Annotated in this window: 17 protein-coding genes and 4 tRNA genes; 6 read left to right on the plus strand and 15 right to left on the minus strand. The window is 67.5% G+C overall.

Annotated elements, in window-relative coordinates; all coding sequences use genetic code 11:
- Window positions 1–5 precede the first annotated feature (5 nt).
- The 4 genes from LR394_RS01535 to LR394_RS01550 all read right to left on the minus strand — a co-directional run bounded on the left by LR394_RS01535 (window position 6) and on the right by LR394_RS01550 (window position 3,988).
- Complete coding sequence (locus LR394_RS01535; protein ID WP_231438489.1) at window positions 6–1,313, minus strand: hypothetical protein; 1,308 nt, start codon at window positions 1,311–1,313, stop codon at window positions 6–8.
- Window positions 1,314–1,458: 145 nt separating this feature from the next.
- Window positions 1,459–2,148, minus strand: a complete 690-nt coding sequence (locus LR394_RS01540; protein ID WP_407936958.1) for a class I SAM-dependent methyltransferase — start codon at window positions 2,146–2,148, stop codon at window positions 1,459–1,461.
- Window positions 2,149–2,189: 41 nt separating this feature from the next.
- Window positions 2,190–2,963: a DUF899 family protein gene (locus tag LR394_RS01545; protein ID WP_231438491.1), complete on the minus strand. Its 774-nt coding sequence runs from the start codon at window positions 2,961–2,963 to the stop codon at window positions 2,190–2,192.
- Between the two features lie 98 nt (window positions 2,964–3,061).
- Window positions 3,062–3,988, minus strand: coding sequence for a heme-binding protein (locus LR394_RS01550; RefSeq protein WP_231438492.1), 927 nt, complete (start codon window positions 3,986–3,988; stop codon window positions 3,062–3,064).
- A 185-nt stretch (window positions 3,989–4,173) separates the two neighbouring features.
- Between LR394_RS01550 and LR394_RS01555 the strand changes: the two genes are divergently transcribed.
- On the plus strand, window positions 4,174–4,917 hold the full coding sequence (locus LR394_RS01555) for a class I SAM-dependent methyltransferase (protein WP_231438493.1): 744 nt from the start codon (window positions 4,174–4,176) through the stop codon (window positions 4,915–4,917).
- Between the two features lie 3 nt (window positions 4,918–4,920).
- Here LR394_RS01555 and LR394_RS01560 read toward each other — a convergent pair whose 3' ends face one another.
- The 7 genes from LR394_RS01560 to LR394_RS01590 all read right to left on the minus strand — a co-directional run bounded on the left by LR394_RS01560 (window position 4,921) and on the right by LR394_RS01590 (window position 7,131).
- A complete protein-coding gene (locus LR394_RS01560; protein ID WP_231438494.1) occupies window positions 4,921–5,187 on the minus strand; it encodes a hypothetical protein in 267 nt (88 codons plus the stop codon).
- Between the two features lie 91 nt (window positions 5,188–5,278).
- A tRNA-Asp gene (locus tag LR394_RS01565) sits at window positions 5,279–5,355 on the minus strand.
- A 201-nt stretch (window positions 5,356–5,556) separates the two neighbouring features.
- Complete coding sequence (locus tag LR394_RS01570; RefSeq protein WP_231438495.1) at window positions 5,557–5,967, minus strand: type II toxin-antitoxin system VapC family toxin; 411 nt, start codon at window positions 5,965–5,967, stop codon at window positions 5,557–5,559.
- Complete coding sequence (locus tag LR394_RS01575; protein ID WP_231438496.1) at window positions 5,964–6,209, minus strand: hypothetical protein; 246 nt, start codon at window positions 6,207–6,209, stop codon at window positions 5,964–5,966. The genes LR394_RS01570 and LR394_RS01575 overlap by 4 nt, the downstream gene beginning before the upstream one ends.
- A gap of 643 nt (window positions 6,210–6,852) precedes the next feature.
- Window positions 6,853–6,929, minus strand: a tRNA-Phe gene (locus tag LR394_RS01580).
- Window positions 6,930–6,963: 34 nt separating this feature from the next.
- Window positions 6,964–7,037 (minus strand) — tRNA-Asp (locus LR394_RS01585).
- Window positions 7,038–7,058: 21 nt separating this feature from the next.
- Window positions 7,059–7,131 (minus strand) — tRNA-Glu (locus tag LR394_RS01590).
- Between the two features lie 277 nt (window positions 7,132–7,408).
- Here LR394_RS01590 and LR394_RS01595 point away from each other — a divergent pair.
- Window positions 7,409–8,296 carry a DUF2268 domain-containing protein gene (locus LR394_RS01595; RefSeq protein ID WP_231438497.1) on the plus strand — a complete coding sequence of 296 codons (888 nt, stop codon included), beginning with the start codon at window positions 7,409–7,411 and terminating at the stop codon, window positions 8,294–8,296.
- 58 nt (window positions 8,297–8,354) lie between these two features.
- Here LR394_RS01595 and LR394_RS01600 read toward each other — a convergent pair whose 3' ends face one another.
- Window positions 8,355–8,549, minus strand: coding sequence for a DUF4926 domain-containing protein (locus LR394_RS01600; protein ID WP_231438498.1), 195 nt, complete (start codon window positions 8,547–8,549; stop codon window positions 8,355–8,357).
- A gap of 409 nt (window positions 8,550–8,958) precedes the next feature.
- Between LR394_RS01600 and LR394_RS01605 the strand changes: the two genes are divergently transcribed.
- The 4 genes from LR394_RS01605 to LR394_RS01620 all read left to right on the plus strand — a co-directional run bounded on the left by LR394_RS01605 (window position 8,959) and on the right by LR394_RS01620 (window position 12,648).
- A complete protein-coding gene (locus LR394_RS01605; protein ID WP_231438499.1) occupies window positions 8,959–9,579 on the plus strand; it encodes a hypothetical protein in 621 nt (206 codons plus the stop codon).
- A 93-nt stretch (window positions 9,580–9,672) separates the two neighbouring features.
- Entirely contained in the window at window positions 9,673–10,143 is a 471-nt protein-coding gene (locus LR394_RS01610) for a universal stress protein (protein WP_231438500.1), read from the plus strand.
- 234 nt (window positions 10,144–10,377) lie between these two features.
- Window positions 10,378–10,851 (plus strand): pyridoxamine 5'-phosphate oxidase family protein, encoded by a 474-nt coding sequence (locus LR394_RS01615; protein WP_231438501.1) that lies wholly within the window; start codon window positions 10,378–10,380, stop codon window positions 10,849–10,851.
- Window positions 10,852–10,896: 45 nt separating this feature from the next.
- Window positions 10,897–12,648 carry a sensor histidine kinase gene (locus LR394_RS01620; RefSeq protein ID WP_231438502.1) on the plus strand — a complete coding sequence of 584 codons (1,752 nt, stop codon included), beginning with the start codon at window positions 10,897–10,899 and terminating at the stop codon, window positions 12,646–12,648.
- Window positions 12,649–12,692: 44 nt separating this feature from the next.
- Here LR394_RS01620 and LR394_RS01625 read toward each other — a convergent pair whose 3' ends face one another.
- The 3 genes from LR394_RS01625 to LR394_RS01635 form a co-directional block, all read right to left on the minus strand.
- Window positions 12,693–12,887 carry a hypothetical protein gene (locus tag LR394_RS01625; protein ID WP_231438503.1) on the minus strand — a complete coding sequence of 65 codons (195 nt, stop codon included), beginning with the start codon at window positions 12,885–12,887 and terminating at the stop codon, window positions 12,693–12,695.
- A gap of 63 nt (window positions 12,888–12,950) precedes the next feature.
- Complete coding sequence (locus LR394_RS01630) at window positions 12,951–13,487, minus strand: hypothetical protein (protein ID WP_231438504.1); 537 nt, start codon at window positions 13,485–13,487, stop codon at window positions 12,951–12,953.
- A 470-nt stretch (window positions 13,488–13,957) separates the two neighbouring features.
- Window positions 13,958–14,932 (minus strand): aldo/keto reductase, encoded by a 975-nt coding sequence (locus LR394_RS01635; RefSeq protein WP_231438505.1) that lies wholly within the window; start codon window positions 14,930–14,932, stop codon window positions 13,958–13,960.
- Between the last annotated feature and the right edge of the window lie 90 nt (window positions 14,933–15,022).

The raw sequence follows: 15,022 nt of genomic DNA on the forward strand, positions 1-15,022 counted from the left end.
ATGGGTCACCATTTGTCGCCGTCGAGTTGGGTCCGCCTCCGCTCGCCGAACGGCAGGATGTAGGACCCGATCAGTGGTTTGGTGTTGCGGCGGCCGCGCGGAAGGTGTTCCCGACCGCTCGGTTTGGGCAGGAGCGCCACGTTGGCCTGCGAAGCATCCTTCGGCAGGGCCCAGGAGATCTGCCCGGCCAGAGCGGAGCGGTACCGCGGGCCGGCAGCGAATCTGCGCTCCTGCGCCGCGTGCTTGCGCTGCCATTCCTCGGCTGCAGCCCGGCAGCCGTTCATCGGCCCACCCGGCTCGATCAACGCGGCCAGCAGTTCCTCGGCCCGGGCCTCTTCGTCGTCGTGGTCCAGAGCGATCCACCGGCCTTGCTCGCGGCGCAGCCGGTGGATCTGGCCCTGGCATCGCACTTCGCGCACCAAGGTCGAAACAGTCTGGGGAGTTCCTGCAAAGAGGTTTCGCACCAACGGATGCAGATCGCTCGGCGCGGCCAGGCCCAGCCGGATCAGCTCGTGGTCGAACGGCCGGTGCCAGGCCGCCCAGGGTAGCAACGGCAGGCCGGCGGCCTGGTTCGAGTCCACGACGTACGCGTCGACTCCCGAGGCGTACGGTTCCTGCGGAACCAGGACAATGGCCAGACCTTTACCCGGCCGGATCACCGTAATTCCCTGTACCTGCCTGCTTATCGCTTCCAGATCGACCGGAAGTCTTTGCATCAGGCTGGTTTGGGTGGCCGGATCGCTGAGCTTCAGCCGGAAGCCGGCCGATCGCCAAGCCTCGGCGAAATCACCGCGGTCCTGGGCGGCGAGCACCTGCTGGTCCACGACCGCCCGGTAAAGATATTCACCCGCCGAACCGGCGTCCCACAGATACCGATGATGGACGATGTTCCACTGGGCGGCTTTTCGGCCCACCGGCGGATGGTCGAGAAGATCGAGTATCAGCCGTTCACCGGCCGCCCAGTCGGACCCGGGGGTACGCACAACCAGCGTTGCACCGCTGGGGTATTCAGCCAGAGATATAACCAGATCCTTCTGCGGCCCGCCACCCGGAAGACTTCTGGGTAGGTGCCAGCGCAGCAGGTCTGGCGCGAAAACAGCAAGGTCACGGGAAATTCGTCGGCGTAGATCGCGGCCGGTTACTTGGCGAAGATCGAACCGTATATCGACGGCCGCGGCCGCACAGGCCGAACGCCAGTCACCAGCCAGACGATGTTCGGTGGCTGCTGCCGTGAGCGAAGCGGGGACGCCCGATTGCCGGGCTTCGAGGAGGGCTGCTGCCCTGATCGGATCGAGGAGCGCGGAGCTTGCCACGCCCGGGACGCTCATCGAGCGCTGGCGGTCACGCCAATCATGCGAGAAGTGATCACGGCAGAACTATGAACCCATCCTGGCCCTCGGCGCAACCCCTAGGCCGATTTCAGCTCCGGGAAGCCACTTTCATCACTGCTCGGCTGCTTCACGGGTGTGGTTTGACCCTGACCCAGGTACCGTCATCGGTGAGATAGGCGTCCACGGCGAGTCCCGCGTCCTCAATTGCGTTCTCGAACTCTTCGGTCGTGAGCGGCCGCGAGAGAAACGTGTGCGTCCATCGGGCATCCGGATAGACGTTCTCCACCTGCACCGACTGCACGCCGGGGGCAACCCGCTCCGAAGACAGCACGGTGACCACGCCGTCTCCGTTGCTCCGGGTCCGAGGCAGATTCTGGTGCCAATCGGCTCCTTCCCGCTGGATCAGCACCCAGCCGCCGTCCCGCACGTGCCGCCGACAGGTGCTCAGCAGGTTCTGCCGGAGCTCTTCGTCCGGGGCGTGCACCAGGAAGGAAGCCAGCAGCACGACATCGAATTGCTCTCCCAGATCAAGGTTCTCGATCTCACTGCGAACCGTCCGAGCCCCACGCACCCGTTCCAGCATCTCCCCGGACTCGTCCACGCAAGTCATCTCGAACCCGCGCGCGATCAACGGGTGAGTCATCCGCCCGGCGCCGGAGCCCAGTTCCAGGATGCGCGCGCCCGGGGGTACCGCGCCGGCGATGACGTCCGGCTCATCGCCGATCGGGAGCCGTTCGTACAACTCCACCGCGCACCCGTCCGGCGTAAACGTGCCAGGCCCCGTGCCGCGGTACCCCTTGCGCTCTTTTTGCCCCATGCGCCGACGAACGGCCCGTGAGCATACGAGGTTCCCTGCCGTCAGTGATGATCTCCCTGACGGCCCAGTGTCCCTTCCGGAGTGGCACCAGGCCGCGTCCACTGCGGAGCTGGCCGCCCGGTCGGCCCCCACGTGGGCTTACCGTCGGAGTCCACCCGCCAGTACCAGCAGGCGTGCTGCCCTTCCGGCCAGCCCTCGGGGTTCTTCTGCCACGCCTCCCCACGGCCGTAGGGCGTCGTGTCCAGCATCGCGAAGACCGGACTGGTCGCCTCGTTACCCCGGCCGGTCATCGAGTAGGTCAGGAAAACCCGCTCCCCGTCGCGCAAATAAGAGGTCACGTGCCCCATCTCACCGCCGATCGGCTCGTCCAGACCACGCACCGAGTACCAGGGCTGGGTGTAGCCCATGAACTCGGTGAACGCGGCCACCTCGGGCCATTCACCGGTGGTCAAGAAGGCCAGCGAGACCCCGCGGGCGTTGAGGTAGGGCGCGATGTCCTTCATGTGCCAGGCCGACATCGTGCAGCCCTCGCACTGCCCCTGATGCGGCGCGCCGTCCCACCACATGTGCTTGTACGCCAGCAGTTCCTCACGCCCCTGGAACAGCTCGATGAACGGCGTGGGGCCGTCCGGACCGACCACCTCGATCGTGCTGTCGAACTCCACCATCGGTAGCTGACGCCGGGCGGCGGCAATGGCGTCGCCCTCCCGGGTGTGCGCCTTCTCCCGCACCAGCAGCTCGTCGCGGGCGGCCTGCCAGGTGGCCCGGTCGACCACCGGCGGGCGGCCTGTGCGCAACTCGTCCTGCGTGCTCATGTGTCCTCCCGCGGTCGGCGTAGAACTCTCACCAGCTCAGACCGGTGGGCCGCGCCGAACTCATCGGAGCTTGAAGCGCCGGGAAGGGCAGGAGGGCGTCACCCCACCCTGCGCAGGGTGGCTACGGTGACGTGCGGCCAGCTCAGAGTGTCGAAGTCCAGGAGCACCCGCTGGGTGTACTGCAGCTGCGAGGCCCGGCCTTCGTTGTCCAGCTTCTCCAGCCAGAAGGTGGAGCTGACCTTGCTGGCGACGGCGTTCGGCTCGTCCCCGCCGGCCAGGAACGCCGTGTTCGCCACCCCGCCGCCGCTGACCACCGTCTTCGTGCTCGTGCTGGTCTGGAGCTTGATGCTCGAGGTGATGTTCTGCTTGGCGATCGCATCGCGCAGCAGGCTGTTCGGGTCGTCCAGCAGCTTCTGGGTGATCCCCTTCAGACCGGGACCCGAGGTGCGGAACCGGGTCTTGCGGTTCAGGTGCTGCTCGTCGAATTCGCCGGTGTCCTTGGGGTTGCCGCTGAAGAACGGCACGATGTCAGTTCTCGGGATCACCGGGCGCGGGGTCTCGTCGGCGGCGGTGGAGTTGCCCTGGGCGAGAATCGTTGTGCCGTGCGGGATCGAGGCCATCCGGACGATGGTGGCGCCTTCCTTGGGGTTCGTGGTGGCCGGTACCCGGGCGAAGATCCCGGGCTCGAAGTGCAGGCCGGCGCCGGTGTTGCGGTCGGTGATCTGCTGCAGGTAGTTCAGGCCGAACATGTTGATGTCCTTCTGCACCAGGCCACGGTTGGGGATCGCCCCGGCGATGCGCTGGAACTCGAACGTCTCCTCGGTCAGGTTGAGCTCGAGAAAGTGCCGCACCTCGGGATGGAAGTGCGGGCGCCAGATCACGTTGAAGCCGGTGCCCTGCCACTTGCCCTCGAGATCGGCCAGCCGGCCCAGCGGGTGCCCCTTCTTCACCGCAGCCGCCTGTAGCCCGGCCTCTTCCTCGACCGGTGGCATGGGCTGGAGCACGAAGCTTTTCGCGAGTTCCACGGGATTCTTCTTCCATTGAAGTCGGCGGCAAGATGACCGTTATGACCGATCTGGCGAGACGGTACGGCACGAGGATCGCGGCCATCTACGACGAACGGTTCATCCGCAACTGCCCGAAGGTGCGCTCGCCAAATCGATTGCCGTCCACAGCCCGGTTACGGACAATCCGGCCCGTGGAGCCTCAGGTGGAAAGCAACCGGCAGGTGTGGGAAAAGGCCTCGCAGAAGCACGTCCGGGAGTACGACGACCTGCTGCGCCAGGCCCGCGAGGGCGGCTCGCTCCTGCCCCGGGAACGGACTGTGCTCCGGCCGGCGCTGATAGCTGAACCGGCCGTGGTGCATCTGCAGAGCGGACACGGCCTGGACGACGTGGACCTGATCCGCTCCGGCGCCCGTTCGGTGGTGGGAGTGGACTTCAGCCGGGTAGCCACCTCGGCTGCCCAGCGCCGGGCCGATGAACTGGGGCTGGCCTGCCGGTACGTGGTGGCCGAACTGCCTGGGGCACCGCTCGCGACCGGTTGCGCGGATCTGGTCTACACCGGCAAGGGCGCCCTGATCTGGATGCCGGACCTCACGCCCTGGGCCCAGGACGCCGCCCGCCTGCTACGTCCGGGCGGCCACCTCTTCATCTACGAGTCGCATCCGGCCGTGCCGTTGTGGAGCTGGGACGCGGATCAGCCCCGGATCCGGCCCGACCGCAGCTACTTCGCTCACTCATTCGTCAACGACAGCTTCCCGGCCGACGGCGCCGTGGAATGGCAATGGACGCTCGGTGAGATCGTCACTGCCCTGGTGACGGCCGGGCTCAGCCTGGTGCACCTGTCGGAGCACCCCGAGCCCTTCTGGCGCCCGCAGGACGATACGGATGCCGCCGCCTGGCACGGCCGCCTGCCGAACACCTTCATGCTGCTGGCCCGACGGCCCGGATAGCGCTTACATCGGCAGCGGCGGCATCGGGTCGCTGTACTCCTCGTACTTGTCCGGGTCGGTGGAACGGGCCTTCGCCATGCCCAGCGCCGCATGCCCGATCCCGCTGATCAGGCTCACGCCGGCGACGAGGGTGACCAGGCCCTGCCAGAAGAACGGGCTGCCCTCCCACGGGCCGAGCCGCAGCAACTGCAGCCCGCCCAGGGCAGCGAGCAGTACCAGGAGCTCGGCGAGGTAGAGGAAGAACCGGGGCCAGGAAGGCTGCTGCTTCATGACCGGAAGCCTATGAGCGCAAACCGGACCGATACGGCCCTCTAATGGATGATCCCGCCGATACGACCTAAGTCGGATCCGAGGGCAGGTGTGGCGACCCTGACGGGACTTGAACCCGCGGCCTCCGCCTTGACAGGGCGGCGCGCTAACCAACTGCGCTACAGGGCCTTGCTTTGCTTCTCACAGAAAAGCGGCCAGGGACTGGATCGAACCGTCGCCCTTCCAATTCAGGCAGGCCCTGACCACTGCCTTTGAGCAGCTCAGAGCCGAGCTTACAGCAAGTCGTGCAACCCGCGTGCAACACCGAATCAGCGGATGATCCGTGACAACTTCACCGCATCGAGGCTCTGACCGGACTCCAAACGCCTCTCAGGGCAAGAGTTCCAGAGCTGCACAATGAGTCGGCCGCACGGCCCGGAAGTGACGGTGGTCGACAGTGGCCACTCTGGTCACGCCCAGGCGCTCGGCCACTGCGATCACCGAGGCGTCGACGGCACCCAGCGGGAAGTCTGCGTAGGTCCGCACCAGGTCAGCCATCCTGCGCAGGTCAGAGGGCAGCGTCTGCTCGAGCTGGAACTCCCCCGCAGCCACAGCATCAAGGAACGCGGCTTCCGTCTTCGGCCCCATCCGGGATTCGGTCAGGTAGCAGATCTCAGTCAGCACCGGCGCCGGCACGAGAACCGGACCACGCTCGCGCTCCAGCAGATTCACACACGCCTCATGATGCGCGTCGTCAGCGTTCAGCAGCGCGACCAGCGGGCCGGTGTCGCAGACGATCACTGCGGGTGATCCCCCAACTCGGCACGCAGGATGTCCTGAGATCGCGCGGCCAGATCGGGTCCCGCGTGCCCTATCCCGGTCACGCTGAACCGGCGCGGACGGTCATCGCCCGCGTTGCTGGTCTCGGCCGGTTCCTGCGGCACGAGTTGCAGCACGACGGCACGGACGGCCCGCACCTGGTCGAGGGTCAGGCGGTCGACCAGGCGATGCAGATCCGAGTAATCCGGAAGCGGCTCAGCCATGGACGGCATTTTACCGGCCGACCAGCGCCCAGGGCCGCTCTGCCACATTGCGAACCTCTCCCATGGTCGTCTAGTGGTTCAGAGCTGCCACCATCTGGGACAGATCCGAAAGCTGGAACTGGGCGATCGCTGACTGGCAATCGTCCGGCCCCCAGAGGAAGTCCGTGGTGACCCCGGCGTGGTATCCGCTCTCGCATATGCAGAGATGTCCTTCCCAGCCCTGCTGGTCGAGATGGTGACGCATGTCCTCGATCAACTGTCGTGCAACCTGTGGCGCCAGTACGCCTGCCGGGTTCGTTCAGTGATGCCAGGTCAGGGCAGCTGCTACGGCTTGGGAGCTTGCGTCTGCATCTAGAAGTTCGCCGCACTCCACCCCGACCGCGTGCAGAGCGGCCACCGTTGTGCGGGTAGCTCCGGGAAAGCACCGACCTCCGCCGGCCGCTGGCCCCTGACCAGTCCCGTAGGCGAGTCTGGAAGCCCACCCAGCCGGGTCTTCGTTCAGCTGAAGCTTGACCTGGCGTAATGGCCCTTCAGGCCGTGTAACCCACATGCACCACCCATAGGTAAGCAGCGGCAAAAGAAGAGCGCCGCCAGTCGAAAGATCCCCTCGGGATTCTTCGACTAGCGGCGCAGCACTTCACGATGGTGGCCAGGGACGGGGTCGAACCGTCGACCTTCCGATTTTCAGTCGGACGCTCGTACCAACTGAGCTACCTGGCCGGGTCCTGAGCCGGATGTGCTGACTCAGGTGTTGCGACCCTGACGGGACTTGAACCCGCGGCCTCCGCCTTGACAGGGCGGCGCGCTAACCAACTGCGCTACAGGGCCTTGCTTGTGGTGCGTACACCGTACCCCCAACGGGATTCGAACCCGTGCTACCGCCTTGAAAGGGCGGCGTCCTAGGCCACTAGACGATGGGGGCCCTGGACTCACGACGGACTGTTTAGGTCTCCGTTGCGGACATGTAGAAGCTTAGGGGTTCAAGCCCGAATCTCCAAAGCGACTTCCCGTCCGGAGGCCCGCCGGGCCACCAAACGGCACCTGACCTGCCCCGAAACCAAACGGGACCGGATCCACCCGAGGGGCGGGCAGACGTCCATAAGCTCACTTCGAAGACCGTGCGCCGAGGAAGGGAGACGAGCGCCACAGGACGCGCTCGCCCTTGAAGTTGACGCAGCGTCAGCGCCTAGCTTCGGACCATGACCATCACCGTTCTGGACACCGCCCCGGCCATCCGCCGCATCGTGACCGCCCCGCCCGCGGCCCGGCCGGATCTGCTCAGAGCCATGGTCGAGCCGGCCCGGGGCCTGTACCGCTACTTCCCCGGCGAGGTCGACGTGGTCGCGATGCACGGGATGAGCTTCGGTTTCCCGCTGGATCGGGACGAAGACCAGATTCTGGACGCTCTGGGCCGACTGGAGGAGGCCGGCGCCTGGGCGCGGATCGAGAAGGCACTTGAGGACGCGGTCCGCCTGCAGAGCGGTTCGCTCGCCGGAGTGAACGTCCCCGACATCACCGTTCTGTTCGTGCTGGGCGATCCGGGCGACGCCTACTTCCGGCACACGGTCGGCGGGTTCAGCGGGAACGGATCGGTGACCGGGTACATCTCGCTGACGCTCTGGCCCACGGCGGAGAACCTGGCCCGGCTGGAGGCCACCGCGGTGCACGAACTCAACCACAACCTGCGTTACGCGCCCGGTGGCGTGGTCTGGGACCCGGCGACGGTGGCGGTGGGTGAGCAGATCGTCAGCGAAGGGCTGGCCGATGCGTTCGCCCGGCAGATGTACGGGCCGGAGCTCGGCTACACGGCCATGGGCGTGCCTCATCTGAACGACGACGAGGTGTTCGCCAAAGTGCTGGAGGGGCTGGGGATTACCGGGATGCAGAACTTCGTGTCCTGGGTGCACGGGGATGCAGCGGCGCAGCGGTTCGGCGGGACACCGGTGGGGCTGCCGACGGGCGCGGGTTACGCGGTGGGTAATCGCCTGGTGGACGCCTATCTCGCCGAGACCGGCCAGAACGCCGCTCAGGCCCTGTACGCGCCGAGCGACACGATCATCCGGACCGCACTGAGACTGCTGCAGTAGTGAAGTCGCCGTCGCTCGTGGCCGGCGGCGACATCACCTCAACCTTCCCGAGAAGTGCTCAGGAGAGTCTGCGGACCTGGTCGGGTGCGACCATGACCTGCGACGGGACCAGCCCGTCGGGACCGCCGAACTCGATGCCGTAAGCCTCGGCCGGATCGGTGATCACCTGGACCACCGTGCCGAGCGCCCCCGGGAGCAGACCGTGCTCCGGCAGCGTGACGGACAGGGAGACGAGATCAAAGTTGTGCAGCACCAGCACACCTCACACGGTTGGTCGACGCTGACCGCCTGAACGCCCGGCTTTTTCTCCGCATCCGGGACGTTCCTGGAATTCCGCTGTCGATCTTCTTCTTGATCCACTTTCGGTGACCCTCCGGACCGCTGCGGACATTCATGATCACGAAGGCCCGAACGCCGCGATCCGAGGGATCGGACGCCAGCTTGCACCCCTCCGCCGCAAATTACGAATGCCCAGGTCGGAGGCCGTTTTATCGATGGCGCCAGGACCGGCCGAAAGTACGGTCGCCCTTGCCCGATCGGCCGGGACCTTTGGCGGGACCTTTGACGAGAACACGGCGTTCTTTTGGCCGCTGCCACCCACCCGGACCGAGGGAAGACTCAAGGCATCAACCGAAGATAGAAATTCCCAGAGAGGAATGGTCATGTCGATCGAACACGCGGCCCCTGCCAGCAAGGGCTCGTCGTCGGCAAGCGGCCTCGCAGACACCACCCCAGGCGTAGCCGAGATGTCCACCCCCGCCGTAAGCAGCCTGGCGGCAAAGCTCTTCGCCGTCCTGCGGGTGTCCGTCGGGTTCATCTTCCTCTGGGCGGCCCTGGACAAGACCTTCGGTCTCGGGTACTCCTCGGCGGCCGAAAAGGCCTGGATCGAGGGCAACTCGCCGACCAAGGGCTTTCTCAGCTTCATCGACCAGGGCCCGTTCGCGTCGGTCTTCAACAACATGGCCGGCAACGCGATCGTCGACATCCTGTTCATGGTCGGAATGTTCGCGGTCGGTGTGGCCGTGATCGCCGGAGTGGCGATGCAGGTCGCCGCGGTGAGCGGTTCGCTGATCATGGTGATGATGTGGGTGGCCGAATGGCCGATGGCGCAGACCACCGGCGCGGGCGAGCCCACCGGGAGCACCAACCCGTTCATGGACTACCACCTGATCTACGCACTGGTCCTGTTCGCCCTGGTCGCGGTGTCGGCCGGCAAGACCTGGGGCCTGGGCAACATCTGGGAGAAGCTCCCGGTGATCAAAGACCAGAAGTGGATGCACTGAGCTCGATCTGAACCGCCGGGCCTACCCCTCCCCCTCCTGCGGTAGGCCCGGAACCCCTCAAACCCCAGCACTATCCGGGAAGGAGATCCGGTCATGACCACCAACCGCATCGTTGTCGGGGTCGACGGATCCACCCAGTCCGCACAAGCCCTGCGCTGGGCCGCGCAGCAGGCGGTCCGCTCCGGAGCCACCCTCCGCGCCGTGACCGCCTGGGAACTGCCCACCACCTACGCCTGGGCCTCCTGGCCGATCGACTGGGACCCGGCCCGCGACGCCCGCCGGGTGCTCACCGAGACCATCGCCAAGACCTTCGAAGGCCACCCGCCGGTCGAACTGGAGGAGGTGGTCCGCGAAGGCGGCGCCGCCCGGATCCTGATCGACGAGGCCCGCTTCGCCACCACCGTGGTGGTCGGCAGCCGGGGCCACGGAAGGGTCGCCGGAGTCCTGCTCGGCTCGGTCAGCACCAAGGTCTCCGAACACGCCACCTGCCCGGTCGTCGTGGTCCACGGCGACCAGCGCCCCGAGACCGCGCAACGGAAGGAGGGAACTTTAGTAGCCGGCTGAAACCACGCGAGACAGCTTCACCCACACCCGAGGCCAGGAGAACCTTCCTGGCCTCGGTTCGCGTAACCGCACTTCCAAGATCAACCGCAGTTCCTCCGCGCACCCCCGGCGCATCCCCGATCGGAGCCCCCCATGCTCAGGACTTTCGGCCCTGCCGTCCCCGTCGCCGACACCAGCAAACTCGCTAGACCCGCACCTGGACGTCTGTCGGAACCCGGAAGGCCTGACCCCCTCGTGACCAGCACCGATCAGCAACCCGGCAGTGCCGCGCCGCCGGCCGCCGCCGAGAGTGACGGGGTACGGGAGGTGAGCGTTCGCGTGCTCGATCGTCAGGAGTGCCTGGATCTGCTGGCCACCGCCCAGATCGGCCAGCTGGTCTTCACCTACCAGGCGATGCCCGACGTGCTGCCGGTCAACGTGGCGGTCGCCGACGACGTGCTGCTGATCCCGTTCGCCGACGGCTCGATGATCGAGCGGGCGGCCCGCAACACCGTGGTCGCCTTCCACGTGGACAAGATCGACGAGGACACGCACCTGGGCTGGAGCGTGACCGTGGTCGGCCGCTCTTTCGAGCTGCGTGAAGGTGACTCGCTGGCCGGGCGCCAGGTGAAGAAGCCCAAGGCGTGGATGCCGGGCCGGCACGACCGCACCCTGGCGGTGGCTCTGGAGCGGGTCACCGGCCGCTACCTAGAGCCACCTGTGAAATGATTTCGCCGGGCAGATCGGACGGCGGGCGACGAGGTTCCAGCAGCGGTGAGCGATGACAACGAAACGTCGGAAGAACGCTACGGGCACAACCGGGAGGCCAAGGAGGCGCACCAGTACTGGAGTGCTGGTCAGCCCCCTCCCCTGCCCAAGCTCGGCCTGGAGCGGCTGCTCCAGGAACTGATCGGGCGCTCGCAGGAGATCATCGACACCGAGCAGCAGCTGCACCGGCTGCTGGACGCGGTGATCGCGGTGGCCAGCGACCTCAGCCTGCCCGACACGCTGCGCCGGATCACCGAACTCGCGGCCGATCTGGCCGAGGCCAAGTACGCGGCGCTGGGCCTGCTGGACTCCGAGGGCCGGGAGCTGTCGGAGTTCATCACGGTTGGAATTCCGGGCCACCAGCGGATCAAGATCGGTGAGCCGCCGCGGGGCAAGGGCATCCTCGGCGTGCTGATCGACCTGCCGGTGCCGCTGCGCCTGGACCGGCTCTCCGACCATCCGGCCTCGGCCGGTTTCCCGCCGCACCACCCGCCGATGGGCAGCTTCCTGGGGGTGCCGCTGCGGGTGCGGGGCGAGGTCTTCGGCAACCTCTACCTGACCGAGAAGCGCGACGGCGGCACCTTCACCGAACGCGACGAGCAGCTGATCATCGCGCTGGCCGCGGCCGCCGGGATCGCGATCGAGAACTCCCGGCTGTTCGACGTCACCCGCCGCCGCGAGGCCTGGCTGACCGCGGCCGGTGACGTGACCAAGTCGCTGCTGGCCGGGGCCGAGATCGAGGAGACGATGCGGCTGGTGGTGGAGCGGGCCTCCACGGTGGCCGGTGGCGGGGCCAGCTTCCTGCTGCTGAACGACGCCGACGGGGGCCTGAGCGTGCGGGCCGCGCACGGCGAGAACACCGCGGCCACCCTGGGCACCTCCTACCACCTGGACGATCAGCGGCTTTTCGAGCGCCGGGCGTTCCTGTCCAACGGGTTCGTCACCGGCCCGGGCATCTCCAACCAGTACGGTGGCCCGGCCGTGCACGTGCCTCTGGTGGTCGGCGAGCACGTGATCGGGGTGCTGGCGATCGCCCGCCCGGTGCACCACGAGCCGTACTCCGAGGCGGACATGAAGATGGTGGAGTCGTTCGCCGGGCACGCCGCGCTGGCCGTGCAGTTCAGCCGGCAGGCCTCGGACCGGCAGCGGCTGGCGGTGCTCGAGGACCGTGACCGGATCGCCCGGGACCTGCACGACCTGGTGATCCAGCGGATCTTCGCGGTCGGCCTGGGCCTGCAGAGCATCGGCATGAGCATCGACAAGCCCGCGCAGGCGAGCAAGCTGTCCGGGCTGATCGACGACCTGGACACCACGATCCACGCGATCCGGACCTCGATCTTCAGTCTGCAGCAGCAGGAAGAGGAGTCGACCAGCCTGCGCTCCGAGGCGCTCGGTGTGGTCAACGAGGCCACCGGGGCCCTGGGTTTCGAGCCGGTGCTCACCTTCCGCGGCCCGGTGGACACGCTGGTGCCCGCGGTGGTCTACGACGATCTGCTGGCGGTGCTGCGCGAGGCGCTGTCCAACGCCGCCCGCCACGCCCGGGCCACCCACGTGGAGGTACGGCTGGGGGTCGATGCGGGTCAGGTAACGCTCGAGATCGAGGACGACGGCCAGGGCGTGGCCACGGACGCGAAACAGGGCACGGGAACGACGACGATGAGGACCCGGGCGGAGCGGCACGGGGGCTCGTGCGCCTACGCCGCCCGGGACGACGGCTCGTCCGGAACCGTTGTGGTCTGGCAGGTTCCGCTCAACTGAGGAGAAGGGGTGATCCGGATGCCCGGATCACCCCGGCGTCCGGCTCAGTCCAGGGTGATCGTGCCGGTAACCATGGACGATCCGTCCCCGGCCACCAGCGTTCCGTCACCGTCCTCGGATCGTCCGGCGAGCGTCCACTTGTAGACGCTCGCGGGCAGCTGGGTGCCTCGGGTGGACAGGCCGTTCCAGCTGAGGTCGCGGACACTGCCGTCCGGGGCGGTGCTGTCGCGCTGGGCCACCGTCTTCGTCCCGGTCGGGTCCTGGATCTTCAGGGCGACCGGGCGCGTCCATGAGAATCCGGCCTACTTGGGCTTGGAGGAGATCCACAGCCGGGCGGTCTCCCCGGTCTTGCCCACGTAGGAGGCCAGCGCGGTGCCCCAGAGCCGGGCCCGGGCCAGCTGCTTGGGCACCACCGGGCCCTCCATCGCCTCGACCAGGAACCGCTCGCTGGCCACCAGCTCCACCCCGTGGCGCTCCAGCCGCTTGGCGATCGCGTTGACCGCGGAGCCGTGGATGAACCCGCGACCGGTGCCGGTGTCGAACGCGGCGGCCCGGCCGCCCGCCCACTCCGGCATCCCGTCGAGCCATTCGGCCACCCCGAACGTCTTCGGGCTGGCGCCCTGAGTACCCGCCAGCATCCGGGACAATCGGTTCGGTAGCCCACGGTTATGGATCGGCGCACCGAGTAGCAGCAAGTCGACGTCGGTCAGATCCCAGTCCTGATCCGCGGCGTCGGTCAGCCGCACCTCGATCCCGCGCTCACGCAGACCCATGACCACGGCCTCGGCGAAGCGGTGGGTGTTGGAGAAACAGGACTCGACGACGACTAGAACGTTCAACTTGTGATGCCCCCGTACTCAAGGCGTTTGGTGCGGAACTCGGCCACGACCGAATGTCCTTTCAGGGCCAGAGGTCCCCGAACGGACATGAGTTCAGATCGGCCCGCAGGGCAGGCCAAGTGGACTCGGCGAACCGTTGCGCCGGTAAAGGCGCCGCGCCCGTCCTCGGTGGTACAGCTTGGCACGAATTGCACCCGGCTGTCGTCGCCCGCGATCAACTTCTCTGTGTAATGTCGCTCTCCGGAAGCCTTTTACCCGAAGAATCTCACAGGAACCCGAGCCCGGTTCGATCCCGGTCGAAACCTCCCGGGCCGATCGGGACCGGGTTGGCCTCGGGCGCGGACCATCTCGGCCCCCGGTGCACGGGTACACGCTGAAGACCGGCCCGGCGATCTCGGTACGCACGCGCTCGCGTCCGGAGCGTCCCGCGGACCGCACCGATGAAGCTCACGCGCCGGGCCGGTCCGAGGTCAGCTGAAGCCGCTGGGCAGGCGCGGGGTGTAGGGCCGTTCCAGGATCTCGATCTCCTCGGCGCTCAGCTCCAGCTCCACCGCGGCGGCCGCATCGCTGAGGTGCTCCAGCTTGGACGGGCCGACGATCGGCGCCGCCACCGCCGGGTTCTTCAGTACCCAGGCCAGCGCCACCTGTGCCATCGGCACGCCCCGCGCCTCGGCCACCTGCTGCACGGCCTGGACGATGGGCTTGTTGTCGGCCTCCACGTCGTAACGCCGGGTGAGCTGGTCGGTGCCGGTGCGACTGGTCGAGGTCTGCCACGGCCGGGCCACCCAGCCCTTGGCCAGCGGGCTCCACGGGATGCTGCCCACGCCCTGGTCGGCGAGCAGGCCGAACATCTCCCGCTCCTCCTCGCGCTGGAGCAGGCTGTACTGGTTCTGCATGCTCACGAACCTGGTCCAGCCCCCGGTGGTGGCGGTGTGCTGCAGCTTGGCGAACTGCCAGGCCCACATCGACGAGGCGCCCAGGTAGCGCGCCTTGCCCGCCCTGACCACGTCGTGCAGGGCCTCCATCGTCTCCTCGACCGGGGTCTGAGGATCGAACCGGTGGATCTGGTAGAGGTCCACGTAGTCCACGCCCAGCCGGCTCAGTGAGGCGTCGACCTGCTCCATGATCGCCTTGCGGGACAGACCCGCGCCGCCCGGGCCCTGGTGCATCGGGAAGTAGACCTTGGTGGCCAGGACGATGTCGTCGCGGCGGGCGTACTTCTTCACCGCCCGGCCCACGATCTCCTCGGACGAGCCCCCGAAGTAGACGTTGGCGGTGTCCCAGAAGGTGATGCCCAGATCCAGCGCCTGCTGGAAGAACGGCTGCGCGGCCTCCTCGGTCAGCGGCCAGCCCGCGGCCGGGTCGGGCGAGACCCCGAAACCCATGGTGCCCAGCGAGATCCGGCTGACTTTGAGGCCCGAGCGGCCAAGACGGGTGTACTGCATGCTCCGACGCTCCCTTTCGTGTGCGGTCACCGCACCCAACCCGGCCCTGGGCGCAAGCCATTCCGACGGCTGAAAACCGGGTGACAACTC

The organism is Kineosporia babensis (assembly GCF_021129305.1).
Lineage (GTDB): Bacteria > Actinomycetota > Actinomycetes > Actinomycetales > Kineosporiaceae > Kineosporia > Kineosporia babensis.

Coding starts and splice junctions, on each gene's coding strand:
- LR394_RS01575 (WP_231438496.1), bottom strand. CDS start 6,209: ATGGCTGAGCCGCTTCCGGATTACTCGGATCTGCATCGCCTGGTCGAC.
- LR394_RS01540 (WP_407936958.1), bottom strand. CDS start 2,148: ATGGGGCAAAAAGAGCGCAAGGGGTACCGCGGCACGGGGCCTGGCACG.
- LR394_RS01610 (WP_231438500.1), top strand. CDS start 9,673: ATGACCACCAACCGCATCGTTGTCGGGGTCGACGGATCCACCCAGTCC.
- LR394_RS01605 (WP_231438499.1), top strand. CDS start 8,959: ATGTCGATCGAACACGCGGCCCCTGCCAGCAAGGGCTCGTCGTCGGCA.
- LR394_RS01560 (WP_231438494.1), bottom strand. CDS start 5,187: ATGAAGCAGCAGCCTTCCTGGCCCCGGTTCTTCCTCTACCTCGCCGAG.
- LR394_RS01595 (WP_231438497.1), top strand. CDS start 7,409: ATGACCATCACCGTTCTGGACACCGCCCCGGCCATCCGCCGCATCGTG.
- LR394_RS01635 (WP_231438505.1), bottom strand. CDS start 14,932: ATGCAGTACACCCGTCTTGGCCGCTCGGGCCTCAAAGTCAGCCGGATC.
- LR394_RS01545 (WP_231438491.1), bottom strand. CDS start 2,963: ATGAGCACGCAGGACGAGTTGCGCACAGGCCGCCCGCCGGTGGTCGAC.